Here is a 12629-nt window from a genome sequence, read left to right on the forward strand (position 1 = left end):
GACCTATTCGCTAGCCGCGACGAAATTCACATGTTGGCCTACATGCAGATTCAGCCGCAGCTCATCGGCAATCCCCACGGCCACCCGATTCAAACGCTCCAGCGGTTCTGCCAGACCCGGTTCGAGATTGCTGCCGACTTGGCTGAAATGTTCAATCGTCAAACCTGCAACGCCGCGTGGTGCGTTGACCAGCGTCCAGTGCAGCGGGCTGCTTTGCAGTGCTTCGCGAATTTCCTCGGCGGCGTGGCGTTGCAGACGATCATCCAGATCCTGCTCGTCGAGCACGGCAAAATCACCCACCAGAAACAACCGCGAGACGTTGGCTGTCTGCAAACCATCGACCAATGAATCAACGGCCAATACCTGCTCCACGGGGCCCAGCAACACGGATCGTTCTATATGCTCGCTACTGAATGGCAGGCCCGGCGCATCAAGCAGACAGATCACTGCCGAACTGCCGGCCACGCTTTGATTGACCCGTTCGGAATCGAACAGATCGCCGCTTTTGGTACGTAAACCCGGACGCGGTGCGAGGGCGGTGAGGTCGTCGAGTATTGCAATCACTTCGTGCTGACGGCGCAGCAGTTCAGCCATCAACGCAGCGCCCAGGCTACTCATGGCACCATAGAGCACCACTTTTACCACCGGGGTTTCGGCATTTTTCATGGCTGATCCCTTTTTGTTTTCCCTTGTATGGCGTGTGACACACGCTCAACGTCGAGGGTTCGAACCGATTTGCGAGGCTTTCAGATGCAAGCGATCAAGGGCTATCACGCCCACGTTTATTTCGATGCCGGCACGCTTGAGCAGGCGCGGGCCTTGTGTGAGCAGGCAGCACAATTGTTTGCGTTGAAAATGGGCCGCGTTCACGAGCGCCCGGTCGGCCCGCACCCGGACTGGAGCTGCCAACTGGCCTTCGGCCCGGAACTGCTCGGCGAAGTGTTGCCGTGGCTGGCGCTCAATCGCAACGGCCTGGTGGTGTTCCTGCACCCGGACACCGGCGATGATTTGCTCGATCACACCGAGCACGCGATCTGGATGGGCGCGATGCGGCCTCTGGATCTGTCTATTTTTTGAGCACTCTTTAGTCCGGATAAAGCGTTTCCTCCGGCTCGCCCGGCAGGTGTTCGTCCAGATGCAGCCAAGGCAGTTGGCTGCCGGTCCAGATGTGCCGCTCGGCCGCTGCCTGCTCCGGGTGATCCAGCGTGGCAGTGGTCACGTCGATGCTCTCAGGGCTGAGCAACGTCACCAGCGCCAGTTGCGCACCACATTTCGGGCAGAAGAACCGCGCGCAGCTACTCGACGAGTCATAGCGCGACGGCGTCCCGGCCAGCCATTGGAAATTCGCCGCCGGTACGGTGATCCATGTCGTGACGATGCCGCCGCTGACCTTGCGGCAGATCGAACAATGGCAGTGCGCAATGTCGTGCAGCGCACCGCTGAACTGATAACGAATGTGTCCGCAATGGCAGCCACCGCTGTGCAATTCGCTCATCCTCAAAGCCCTCCTCCCCGTGTTCATTGACTCTAGTTCGCATCCGACGATCGGTTGACCGTTCATTCAAAGCTTTCATCAGCGAAAGCTGGCTGAAAGCTTGCCCCATTAGGATCGCCTCACTTCCGGCAAAAGACCGGTTGGCCAACGCATGTGATTGCTCGCACGCCAGGCCCAATTAACAACAACAATGGTGATTCTGATGTCCTCTGTAGCCCGCCTCCTCGCTCCCACTCCGCCCGTATGTCTCGTGCTTCCCGTTCTGCGCTGATCCGCCCGATCTGCTCATTCCCTAGCCGCGCTACGCCTGGAGTATTCCCATGCTGACTTTCCTTGGCTTCGCCATGGTCATCACATTCATGTTCCTGATCATGACCAAGCGCCTGTCCGCGCTGATCGCCCTGATCATCATTCCGATCATCTTCGCCCTGTTCGGCGGTTTCGCGCCGAAGATCGGCCCGATGATGCTCGAAGGTATTACCAAGCTCGCGCCGACCGGCGTGATGTTGATGTTCGCCATTCTCTACTTTGCCTTGATGATCGACTCCGGCCTGTTCGACCCGGCCGTGCGCAAGATCCTCAAACTGGTCAAGGGCGATCCGCTGAAGGTGTCGGTCGGTACCGCCGTACTGGCGCTGGTGGTTTCCCTCGACGGTGACGGCGCGACCACTTACATGATCTGCGTGGCCGCCATGCTGCCGCTGTACAGCCGTATCGGCATGAGCCCGCGAATCATGGCCGGCCTGATCATTCTGGCCGGTGGCGTGATGAACATGACCCCATGGGGCGGCCCGACTGCCCGTGCGGCGAGTGCGCTGCATGTCGATCCGTCGGACATTTTCGTACCGATGATCCCGGCCATGGCCGCCGGTGTGGTGGCGATCCTGGTGATTGCCTACTTCTACGGCAAGCGTGAGCGTGCGCGTCTGGGTGAATTGCACCTGGCGGGCGACGAGATCGATCACAGCGAAATCAGCGTCTCGCAATTCCCGGATGCACGTCGTCCGAAACTGATCTGGTTCAACGGTGCGTTGACCTTCGGCCTGATGTGCACGCTGATCGCCGGCCTTCTGCCGCTGCCGGTGCTGTTCATGGTCGCGTTCAGTATCGCGATGATCGTCAACTACCCGTGCCTGCAAATGCAGAAGGATCGCGTCGCCGCCCACGCCGGTAGCGTGCTGGCAGTGGTCGGGCTGATCTTTGCCGCCGGTATCTTCACCGGTATCCTGTCGGGCACCGGCATGGTTGATGCGATGTCGAAAAGCCTGTTGGCGGTGATCCCGGATTTCCTCGGCCCGTACCTGGCCGTGATCACGGCGCTGGTGAGCATGCCGTTCACCTTCTTCATGTCCAACGACGCTTTTTACTATGGCGTGTTGCCGGTGTTGGCCGAGGCTGCCAGCCACTACGGAATCACCGCAGTGGAAATGGCCCGTGCCTCGATCGTCGGTCAGCCCGTCCACTTGCTGAGCCCATTGGTGCCATCGACCTATCTGTTGGTGGCCCTGGCCGGCATCGATTTCGGTGACCACCAGCGTTTCACCCTGAAATGGGCGATTCTGGTTTGTATCTGCATCCTGATTGCTGCACTGCTGTTGGGGACTTTCCCGGTGTTCAGCACTCTATAACCCCAAGACTCACCGTTTCGGGTCCTGGCTTCGCGGTTTGAAGCCCGGACCTTTTTCGGTTTAACACTCGTACAAAGGAATACACATGGATTGGCTGACCAACCCCGAAATCTGGGTTGCCTTCTTTACCCTGACTGCCCTGGAGATCGTCCTCGGCATCGATAACATCATCATGATTTCGATCCTGGTCAGCCGCATGCCCAAGCACATGCAGCAGCGCACCCGGATCTTCGGTCTTGGCCTGGCCATGATCACGCGAATCCTGTTGCTGCTGTCGATCACCTGGGTCATGCGTCTCACCGCCGACCTCTTCGAGGTGTTCGGCCAGGGCATTTCCGGCCGCGACCTGATCCTGTTCTTCGGTGGTCTGTTCCTGCTGTGGAAGAGCTCGCAAGAGATGTACCACGCGCTGGAAGGCGAAGACGAAAGCGACGACACGCCTGGCGGCAAGGGCGGCAACTTTCTCTACACCATCATCCAGATCGCAATCATCGACATCGTCTTCTCGCTGGACTCGGTGATCACCGCGGTTGGCATGGTCTCCCATGTGCCAGTGATGATTGCAGCGATCATCGTTGCCGTGCTGGTGATGATGCTGGCGTCGGGCAAGATCAGCGAGTTCATCGACAAGCATCCGTCGCTGAAAATGTTGGCGCTGTCGTTCCTGCTGGTGGTCGGCACGGTGCTGATTGCCGAGTCGTTCGACGTGCATGTACCGAAAGGCTACGTCTACTTCGCGATGGCGTTCTCGCTGGCGGTTGAAGCGATCAACATCAAACTGCGCGGCGCAATGGCCAAGAAGAAAAAGCAGCAGGATCCGGTAAAACTGCGCAAGGACATCCCGGGGCAGTAATCGGGATTTCCAGCAGCGAGTACAAAACCTGTGGGAGCTGGCTTGCCAGCGATAGCGCAGTGTCAGCGACATCGATGTCTGCTGAACGGACGCCATCGCTGGCAAGCCAGACTCCCACAGGTTTTTTCTGCACCGATAAATTTGCGTCAGTGCGCAAAACCTGTAGGAGTGAGCCTGCTCGCGATAGCGGTCTGTCAGTCAACAGCAATGTTGAGGCTGATGGCCCTATCGCGAGCAGGCTCACTCCTACATTTGTTGTGGGCAACATTCAAACACCGCGATCCCTGTGGGAGCTGGCTTGCCAGCGATAGTGGAGTGTCAGCGACGTCAATGGTTGCTGGACGGACGCCATCGCTGGCAAGCCAGCTCCCACAAGTGGCGGCGTTGATTTGGAAGGGGATGCATGAAGCTGTTTTCATGACACTTTTGTTTCAATCGGCACTTTGGCTGTGCAATGCTGGCGCCCAGTCCGTTCGCCAACTACAGCTTAAGTATCAGAACGTAGAAACCGTGCGGTACCGTCAACTTGCTCCTCTGGAGCGCTGCTATTACAGGGGGTCTGCATGCTCACCCTGCTCAATCTGCTTTCCGCCGTCGCCCTGCTGATCTGGGGCACGCACATCGTCCGAACCGGCATCCTGCGGGTGTACGGCACCAATCTGCGCCATGTGATTGGCCAGAACATGTCCAAACGCTGGCTGGCCTTTGTCGCCGGCATCGTCGTCACGGCGATGGTGCAGAGCAGCAACGCCACCGCCATGCTCGTTACTTCTTTTGTCGGCCAGGGCCTGATGGCGCTGACACCGGCGCTGGCAACCATGCTTGGTGCCGACGTCGGCACGGCGCTGATGGCGCGGGTGTTGACGTTTGACTTGTCGTGGCTGTCGCCGCTGCTGATTTTCCTCGGGGTGATTTTCTTTCTGTCGCGCAAACAGACGCGGCTCGGGCAGATGGGCCGGGTCAGCATCGGTCTGGGGTTGATCATTCTCGCGTTGCAGCTGATCGTCGAAGCCGCTGCGCCGATCACCCATGCACAGGGCGTGAAAGTGATTTTCGCCTCGCTCACCGGTGACATCCTTCTCGACGCCCTGGTCGGCGCGCTGTTCGCGATGATTTCCTACTCCAGCCTCGCTGCCGTGTTGCTCACCGCCACACTGGCCGGAGCCGCCGTGATCAGCCTGCCAGTGGCGATCGGTCTGGTCATCGGTGCCAACATCGGCAGCGGCGTGCTGGCGTTCATGAGCACCAGCATGCAGAACGCCGCCGGCCGGCAAGTGGCGTTGGGCAGCCTGTTGTACAAACTGATCGGCCTGCTGCTGATCATTCCGGTGCTCGATCCGTTGGTGCACTGGATCGACAGCCTCGATTTCAGCCCGCAGGAAATGGTCATCGGCTTCCATCTGCTCTACAACACCGCGCGCTGTCTGATTCTGCTGCCGAGTGTCGGGCCGATGGCGCGGCTCTGCGCCTGGCTGCTGCCGGAGCGACCGGAGGTCAACGGCACCGCCAAACCGCGCCACCTCGACGCCACCGCATTGGTCACGCCGAGCCTGGCCTTGGCCAACGCCGCGCGGGAAACCCTGCGCATGGGCGATCTGCTCGACAACATGCTCGACGCGACGCTTGATGTGCTGCGCGGCAAGCAGACCGCCGTCACCCAGGAAATGCGCCGGCTGACCGACGACGTCGAAGCGCTGTACAGCGCGATCAAGCTCTATCTGGCGCAGATGCCTCGCGAGGACCTCGGCGAGCACGACAGTCGACGCTGGGCCGAGATCATCGAACTGGCGATCAACCTGAAACTGGCCGCCGATCTCATCGAACGCATGCTGCGCAAGATCCAGCAGCAGAAGACTTCGCAGCGCCGCTCGTTTTCCGAAGAAGGCCTGGAGGATCTGGCCGGGCTGCAGCAGCAACTGATCGCCAACCTGCGTCTGGGCTTATCGGTGTTTCTCAGCGGTGATCGCGAAAGTGCCCGGCAATTGCTCCGGGAGAAACGTCGCTTTCGCGCCCAGGAACGCCGTTTGGCCCATGCGCATGTCAGTCGTCTGCAACGCAAGATCGTGCAGAGTATCGAGACCAGTTCGCTGCATCTGGAGTTGATTGCGGACATGAAGCGGCTTAACTCGCTGTTTTGCGGCAGCGCGTATGTGGTGCTGGAAACGACGGATACCGGCGCACTGGCAGCGGATGATATTGCTGACATCACGCATTCGCCTTGAACGTCTGGGGCCAGGGTCAGTCAGTAACACAGAGTTCAGCCTCAATGGCCCCATCGCTGGCAAGCCAGCTGCCACAGGGTTTTGTGAGCGCCGCAAATCCTTGTGGGAGCTGGCTTGCCAGCGATGGGCCCCTGACTGACGCCACGGATCTCCAAATCAGCCGTATGGAAGCCTGTTATGCGTTGCCTGTTGTTCGCTTGTCTGTTGCTTGGTTCCTTGCCGGCCTTCGCACTGGATCGTTTCCAGGTCGAAGGTTATGCGCTGCCCAACGGTTTGCAGTTGTTGCTCAAACCCGGCACGGAACGCGGGCATGTGGCGATCCGGCTGGTGGTCGGCGTCGGTCTCGACGATTTCGATTGTGATGAAAAAGAGCTGCCGCACCTGCTTGAGCACTTGCTGTTCAGCGGCATCGACGCCACTGGCGAAGGTGGCCTCGAAGAACGCATGCAGGCGCTGGGCGGCGAGTGGAATGCCTTCACCAGCAACGCGGACACCACATTCGTGATCGAAGCTCCGGCGAAAAACCAGCGCAAGGTGCTCGACCTGTTGCTTGATCTGTTGACCCAGACCCGCATCGACGACAATGCCATCAACGCCGCCAAACGCGTGGTCGAGCGCGAGGACGGCGGCCATTACACCAAGTTGCAACGTTTTCTCGACCGTCAGGACCTGGGCCACACCGCGAGCAATCAACTGGCGGTGGAACTTGGCCTGAAATGCCCGCAGCGGGCTGAAGTCGGCCACCTGACTCAGGCGCAACTGGAGAAGGTACGCAAGGCCTGGTACGCGCCGAATAACATGACCCTGATCGTCGTCGGCGAACTCGACAAGCTGCTGCCGGCTTATCTGGAACGCACCTGGGGCGCCCTCGAAGCGGTTGACCCGAGCGAACACCGACCTTTGCCGGACATCCGCATCAGTGCCGCCCATGAACGCACCCTCACCCGCGGTTTTATCGGCGACAGCGCCAAGCTGCACTGGCTGGTGCCGGAACCGGTGCTGGACGATCAGTACGACGAGACCTTCGACATCCTCAAGGACTACCTCGACTGGGCGCTGTACCGGCAAATCCGCCTGAACCACGGTTTGTCGTACGGGCCTTGGGCCGAGCGTGAAGTGTTTGGTGGCGTCGGCTTCATGAGCCTGAATGCCGATCTGGATCGCGATGACGTCGACGAAGCCATCCAGGTGCTGGAAGACCTCAAGGCCGACCTGCTGAAAAACGGCCTCGATGCCGACACCTTCGCCCGGATCAAACAGGCCGCCATCGCTCATCAGGCCTGGGCGGTGCAAGGCAACAGCGCGCTGGCCGATTATTACTGGAGCGCGCTGGGGGATTACGAGGATGGCCGCTTCGCCAATCCGGCGCGGGAGCTGCAAGGCGTGACGCTGGAGACGGCGAACAAGGCCATGCGCGAGTTACTGCTGCAACCGGGGTATCTGCGGATCGAGAAGCCGTTGATCAGTGATGATCAGGTGTTGTGGCTGGTGGCGGGCGGGCTCGGTGTGGTGCTGCTGATCCTGATCGGCTGGCGGTTGCGCCGCCGCCACAAATCCGTGGGCAACCATTAATTTTGTGGTGAGGGGATTTATCCCCGATGGGCTGCGCAGCGGCCCCTACCCCGATAAACCCATTCCTCCAGACAAAACGCATTCGCCGGGTTTGCGACGGCTGCGCCGCCGATCGGGGATAAATCCCCTCGCCACAGGGGTTATGTGGCGGTAACCTTTCCGGGTTTTTTCCTACAGTGTCGTGCGCCCCCAAAATGCCAAAACTGACCCTGCTGATCCAGCGCATTCTCGAACTGATGAAGCGCTACCCCGGGGTCATTGCGCTTGGCGGTTTCATCTCCGGGGTCGGTAGTTTCATTCTGGTCGACCGCCAGCAGGGTCTGGCGAGCTGGATCACCATCATCATGCTGCTGAGCTGGATCTGGCTGATGCTGGAAAACACCCTCACCGGCCTGTTCACCCGCGTGTTCAAACGGGAAATCCCCCAGCCGCTGCTGCGTTACGCGACGCAGATGATCCATCAGGAAAGCCTGTTTTTCGTTCTGCCCTTTTTCTTCATCACCACGACGTGGAACAGCGGCCAGTTGATTTTCACCGGCCTGCTCAGCGTCGCGGCATTGATCTCGATCGTCGATCCGCTCTATTACAAATGGCTGGCGCCACGGCGCTGGGCGTTCCTCGCGTTGCACACGCTGACCCTGTTCGCCGCCCTGCTCACCGCGCTGCCGGTGATCATGCACCTGACCACCGCGCAGAGCTTCAAATGGGCGCTGGGTATTTCCGTGTTGTTGTCGTTCCCGAGCCTGGCGTCGATCTTCCCGATCCGCACCGTGCGTAACGCCCTGGCGATTCTGTGCATCACCGTCGGTATCGGCGGCGTCGGTTGGGTGCTGCGTTCGTGGGTGCCACCGGCGACGCTGTGGATGACCGACGTGGCAATCAGCACGCAATTGCAGGATCGTACCCCCGGCGCCAGCCTCGACGAGGTCAGCGCCGAGCAGATCCGCAACGGCGGGCTCTACGCCTATACCGCGATCAATGCGCCGCGCGGCCTGGACGAGCGGATTTATCATGTCTGGCAGTTCAACGGCAAAGAGGTCGACCGCATCGCCCTCGACATCCACGGTGGGCGCAAGGAAGGCTACCGGGCGTGGACGCACAAGCAGAATTTCCCCGGCAACCCGGCGGGCAAATGGCAAGTCCGGGTGCTCACCGAGGACGGCCAAGTGATCGGCGTGCTGCGTTTCGAAGTGACGGACAGCACAGCGACCAAAGAAAAGTAATCGGGTTCGTGCTATTACGTATGCCAGCGTATTTAGCCGATAAAGCACGGAGCTTATGACCAGCAGCTCGATGACAGGCAGTGCCCAACTGGACACGTCGATCAGCCCTGCCCGCCTGCGGGTTTCCGGGGACTGGACGCTTGCCCATTACGCCGAGCTCAAGCAACTGACCGAAAAGCTCCACGGCCAGTACGACACCGCTACCTCGATCGATCTCAACGGTCTCGGCGCCCTCGACACCGCTGGCGCCTCCTTGCTGGTCGAGCTGCTCGGTTCCGAGCGCCTCGGCAAATCCGCCGAACACCCCGATTGCACGATTTCCCAGGCTGACCGCGCCCTGCTGCAAACCGTGTATCAGTCGATGACCGACTTCTGCGTGCCGATCAAAGAGCCGGAAGTCAGCGTCAGCGTGCAACTGCTGACGCGCATCGGCCGCGCCGTGGACACGGTCTGGCAGGACACCCTGCAAGTGCTGGGCTTCATCGGCCTGATCCTCGAAACCATCGCCCGTGGACTGTTCCGGCCCAAGCGCTGGCGGATCACGCCGATGATTGCCCACATTGAACAGACCGGCCTCGATGCCGCACCGATTGTGGCGTTGCTGACCTTTTTGGTCGGCGCCGTGGTGGCCTTCCTCGGCGCGACGGTGCTGGCCAGTTTCGGCGCGACGATTTTCACCGTGGACCTGGTGGGATTTTCGTTTTTGCGCGAGTTCGGCGTGTTGCTGACGGCGATCCTGATGGCCGGGCGCACCGCCAGTGCCTTTACCGCGCAGATCGGCTCGATGAAGGCCAACGAAGAGATCGACGCGATTCGCACGCTGGGCCTCGACCCCGTCGAGTTGCTGGTGGTGCCACGGGTGCTGGCGATGCTGGTGGCGCTGCCGATGCTGACGTTCCTGGCGATGCTCTGCGGGATCATTGGCGGCGGCGTGGTCTGCGCGGTGTCGCTGGGGATTTCCCCGGCGATGTTCCTCTCGGTGCTGCAAGCCGACATCGGCATTCAGCATTTTCTGGTGGGTCTGGTGAAAGCCCCGGTCTTCGCCTTCCTTATCGCGACGATTGGCTGTCTGGAAGGCTTCAAGGTCAGCGGCAGCGCCGAATCGGTCGGTGCTCACACCACCTCGGCGGTGGTGCAGTCGATTTTCGTGGTGATCGTGCTTGATGCGGTGGCCGCGCTGTTCTTCATGGAGATGGGCTGGTGAGTCGTCTACCCCGCGCGCCCTCGGAGGCGGTGATTGAAGTCCGTGGCCTGTGCAATCGCTTCGGCAGCCAGAGCGTCCACGAGAACCTCGATCTGGATTTGTACAAAGGCGAGATTCTCGCCGTGGTCGGCGGCTCCGGCAGCGGCAAGTCGGTGCTGCTGCGCAGCATCGTCGGCCTGCGCCGGCCCAGCGAAGGTCTGGTCAAAGTGTTCGGGCAAAACCTGCCGAGCCTGTCCGAGCATGAGCGTTCGCTGGTCGAACGGCGTTTTGGCGTGCTGTTCCAGAAAGGCGCGCTGTTCTCTTCGCTGACCGTTACCGAGAACGTCGCCCTGCCCCTCATCGAACACGCCGGCCTCAGCCGCGAGGACGCGGAACATCTTGCGGCAGTCAAACTGGCGCTGGCCGGGCTGCCGCTGTCGGCGGCGGACAAGTACCCGGCCTCGCTGTCCGGCGGCATGATCAAACGTGCGGCGCTGGCCCGGGCGCTGGCGCTGGATCCGGACATCCTGTTTCTCGATGAACCCACCGCCGGCCTCGATCCGATCGGCGCGGCGCAGTTCGATCAACTGATCCTGACCCTGCGCGATGCGCTGGGCCTCAGCGTGTTTCTGGTGACCCACGACCTCGACACGCTCTACACCATCACCGACCGCGTGGCGGTGCTGGCGCAGAAGAAAGTACTGGTTGCCGGCCCCATCGACGTTGTTTCCGAAACCAACGACGCGTGGATTCACGAATACTTCCACGGCCCGCGCGGCCGCTCGGCGCTGGACGCCGCCAAATTGCTCAACGAGGTCTGACATGGAAACCCGAGCCCATCATGTGTTGATCGGCCTGTTCTCGGTTATTGTCGTGGCGGGCGCCCTGCTCTTCGGCCTGTGGCTGGCCAAGTCCAGCGTCGACACTGAGTTCAAGGATTACGAAATCGTCTTCAACGAGGCGGTCAGCGGCCTGTCCAAGGGCAGCCCGGTGCAGTACAGCGGGATCAAGGTCGGCGACGTGGTCAGCCTGCGCCTCGACCCCAAGGACCCGCGCCGGGTGCTGGCGCGGATTCGGCTGGGCGGCGACACGCCGGTCAAGGAGGACACCCAGGCCAAACTGGCGCTGGCCGGGATCACCGGCACCTCGATCATCCAGCTCAGCGGCGGCACGCCAGACAGCCCGCAACTACGTGGGCATGACGGCAAGCTGCCGATCATCGTCGCCTCGCCCTCGCCTATTTCGCGGCTGCTCAACGACAGCAACGACTTGATGAGCGGGATCAGTTCTTTGCTGGGCAACGCCAATCAGATGTTTTCCGCCGAGAACGTCGAGCGCGTTAGCAAAACCCTGGCGCATCTGGAGCAGACCACCGGCTCGATCAATGATCAGCGCGGCGATCTGCGTCAGGCCATGCAGCAACTGGCGGCAGTCGGCAAACAGGCCGGCAGCATGCTCGAACAGACCTCGGCGTTGATGCGCAACGCCAACGGCTTGCTCAACGATCAGGGCAAACAAGCGCTGGGCAGCGCCGAGCAGGCGATGAAATCGCTGGAACAGAGCAGCGCCACGATCAATGGCTTGCTGAGCAAAAACCAGAACTCTCTCGATAATGGCATGCAGGGCCTCAATGGCCTGGCTCCGGCGATTCGCGAATTGCGCGAAACCCTGACCTCGCTGCGCGCCATTTCTCAACGCCTGGAGGCCAACCCGAGCGGTTACCTGCTGGGCAGTGACAAGAACAAGGAGTTCACGCCATGAAGCTGACTCGCCTCGCCCTCCTCGCCGGTTTTACGCTGATCGCGGCGTGCTCGATCCTGCCCAAGTCGGAACCATCGGATGTTTATCGCCTGCCGATCACTCAGGCGCCCGCCTCGACCAATGCGGCGGCCACGCAACACTGGTCGCTGCGTTTGAACAAGTTGCAGGCCAGCGAAGCGCTGAACCGACCGAACATCGCCGTCATCCCGCAAGGCGATGTGATCAGCAGCTACAAGGCTTCGCGCTGGAGCGATCCGGCGCCGGTGCTGCTGCGCAATCGCTTGCTGGACGGCTTTGCCCGTGATGGTCGGGTGACGTTGCTGAGTACCGATGACAGCAATTTTGCGGCGGATCTGGAACTGGGCGGGAATTTGCAGGCGTTTCAGACGGAATATCAGGGGAATCAGGCCAGCGTGGTGGTGCGCCTTGATGCGTTGATCGTGCGTGGCTATGACCAGCGAATTCTCGCCAGTCGCCGCTTTGAGGAGCGTCAGCCACTGAGTGATGTGCAGGTGCCAGCGGTGGTCGCCGGGTTTGGTCAGGCCAGTGATCGCCTGACCGCGAAAGTCGTGGCGTGGGCCGTGGGCCAAGGCCAAAAATTGGCCCCGCAAAAGCCTTAAGACCAACACAATCCCTGTGGGAGCGGGCTTGCCCGCGATGGCGGTGTGTCAGTCACCAGAGGTTCTGGCTGT

12 protein-coding genes are annotated in these 12629 nt (G+C 60.9%); 10 read left to right on the forward strand and 2 right to left on the reverse strand.

Annotated features, from left to right (window positions below):
* Nucleotides 1-3: 3 nt before the first annotated feature.
* Nucleotides 4-666, reverse strand: coding sequence for an NAD(P)-dependent oxidoreductase (locus KI231_RS00175; RefSeq protein ID WP_213027109.1), 663 nt, complete (start codon nucleotides 664-666; stop codon nucleotides 4-6).
* An 84-nt stretch (nucleotides 667-750) separates the two neighbouring features.
* Here KI231_RS00175 and KI231_RS00180 point away from each other — a divergent pair, with 84 nt between their 5' ends.
* The gene (locus tag KI231_RS00180; RefSeq protein ID WP_213027110.1) at nucleotides 751-1077 is read left to right on the forward strand and encodes a DOPA 4,5-dioxygenase family protein; all 327 of its coding nucleotides are present in this window, start codon (nucleotides 751-753) and stop codon (nucleotides 1075-1077) included.
* Nucleotides 1078-1084: 7 nt separating this feature from the next.
* Here KI231_RS00180 and KI231_RS00185 read toward each other — a convergent pair whose 3' ends face one another.
* Complete coding sequence (locus tag KI231_RS00185; protein ID WP_213027111.1) at nucleotides 1085-1495, reverse strand: GFA family protein; 411 nt, start codon at nucleotides 1493-1495, stop codon at nucleotides 1085-1087.
* A 320-nt stretch (nucleotides 1496-1815) separates the two neighbouring features.
* Here KI231_RS00185 and KI231_RS00190 point away from each other — a divergent pair, with 320 nt between their 5' ends.
* The 9 genes from KI231_RS00190 (at nucleotide 1816) to KI231_RS00230 (ending at nucleotide 12557) form a co-directional block, all read left to right on the forward strand.
* Nucleotides 1816-3123, forward strand: coding sequence for a CitMHS family transporter (locus KI231_RS00190; protein WP_103302900.1), 1308 nt, complete (start codon nucleotides 1816-1818; stop codon nucleotides 3121-3123).
* 85 nt (nucleotides 3124-3208) lie between these two features.
* Entirely contained in the window at nucleotides 3209-3976 is a 768-nt protein-coding gene (locus KI231_RS00195) for a TerC family protein (RefSeq protein ID WP_103302901.1), read from the forward strand.
* Between the two features lie 563 nt (nucleotides 3977-4539).
* Nucleotides 4540-6198 (forward strand): Na/Pi cotransporter family protein, encoded by a 1659-nt coding sequence (locus KI231_RS00200; protein ID WP_103302903.1) that lies wholly within the window; start codon nucleotides 4540-4542, stop codon nucleotides 6196-6198.
* Nucleotides 6199-6375: 177 nt separating this feature from the next.
* A complete protein-coding gene (locus tag KI231_RS00205; RefSeq protein ID WP_213027112.1) occupies nucleotides 6376-7770 on the forward strand; it encodes a M16 family metallopeptidase in 1395 nt (464 codons plus the stop codon).
* Between the two features lie 194 nt (nucleotides 7771-7964).
* Entirely contained in the window at nucleotides 7965-8993 is a 1029-nt protein-coding gene (locus KI231_RS00210; RefSeq protein WP_213027113.1) for a DUF5924 family protein, read from the forward strand.
* Nucleotides 8994-9048: 55 nt separating this feature from the next.
* Complete coding sequence (locus KI231_RS00215) at nucleotides 9049-10197, forward strand: ABC transporter permease (RefSeq protein WP_103302906.1); 1149 nt, start codon at nucleotides 9049-9051, stop codon at nucleotides 10195-10197.
* Nucleotides 10194-10997: an ABC transporter ATP-binding protein gene (locus tag KI231_RS00220; protein ID WP_103302907.1), complete on the forward strand. Its 804-nt coding sequence runs from the start codon at nucleotides 10194-10196 to the stop codon at nucleotides 10995-10997. Before KI231_RS00215 ends, KI231_RS00220 begins: the two co-directional genes overlap by 4 nt.
* Before the next feature lies 1 nt (nucleotide 10998).
* Complete coding sequence (locus KI231_RS00225; protein WP_213027114.1) at nucleotides 10999-11937, forward strand: MlaD family protein; 939 nt, start codon at nucleotides 10999-11001, stop codon at nucleotides 11935-11937.
* Nucleotides 11934-12557 carry an ABC-type transport auxiliary lipoprotein family protein gene (locus tag KI231_RS00230; RefSeq protein WP_213027115.1) on the forward strand — a complete coding sequence of 208 codons (624 nt, stop codon included), beginning with the start codon at nucleotides 11934-11936 and terminating at the stop codon, nucleotides 12555-12557. Before KI231_RS00225 ends, KI231_RS00230 begins: the two co-directional genes overlap by 4 nt.
* Nucleotides 12558-12629: the final 72 nt, after the last annotated feature.

This window comes from Pseudomonas sp. Seg1 (genome assembly GCF_018326005.1).
In the GTDB taxonomy this organism is placed as follows: domain Bacteria; phylum Pseudomonadota; class Gammaproteobacteria; order Pseudomonadales; family Pseudomonadaceae; genus Aquipseudomonas.

Bases quoted from the DNA above. Each gene is read 5' to 3' on its own strand.
- KI231_RS00175 (WP_213027109.1), bottom strand. From the start codon at position 666: ATGAAAAATGCCGAAACCCCGGTGGTAAAAGTGGTGCTCTATGGTGCC.
- KI231_RS00180 (WP_213027110.1), top strand. From the start codon at position 751: ATGCAAGCGATCAAGGGCTATCACGCCCACGTTTATTTCGATGCCGGC.
- KI231_RS00185 (WP_213027111.1), bottom strand. From the start codon at position 1,495: ATGAGCGAATTGCACAGCGGTGGCTGCCATTGCGGACACATTCGTTAT.
- KI231_RS00190 (WP_103302900.1), top strand. From the start codon at position 1,816: ATGCTGACTTTCCTTGGCTTCGCCATGGTCATCACATTCATGTTCCTG.
- KI231_RS00195 (WP_103302901.1), top strand. From the start codon at position 3,209: ATGGATTGGCTGACCAACCCCGAAATCTGGGTTGCCTTCTTTACCCTG.
- KI231_RS00200 (WP_103302903.1), top strand. From the start codon at position 4,540: ATGCTCACCCTGCTCAATCTGCTTTCCGCCGTCGCCCTGCTGATCTGG.
- KI231_RS00205 (WP_213027112.1), top strand. From the start codon at position 6,376: ATGCGTTGCCTGTTGTTCGCTTGTCTGTTGCTTGGTTCCTTGCCGGCC.
- KI231_RS00210 (WP_213027113.1), top strand. From the start codon at position 7,965: ATGCCAAAACTGACCCTGCTGATCCAGCGCATTCTCGAACTGATGAAG.
- KI231_RS00215 (WP_103302906.1), top strand. From the start codon at position 9,049: ATGACCAGCAGCTCGATGACAGGCAGTGCCCAACTGGACACGTCGATC.
- KI231_RS00225 (WP_213027114.1), top strand. From the start codon at position 10,999: ATGGAAACCCGAGCCCATCATGTGTTGATCGGCCTGTTCTCGGTTATT.
- KI231_RS00230 (WP_213027115.1), top strand. From the start codon at position 11,934: ATGAAGCTGACTCGCCTCGCCCTCCTCGCCGGTTTTACGCTGATCGCG.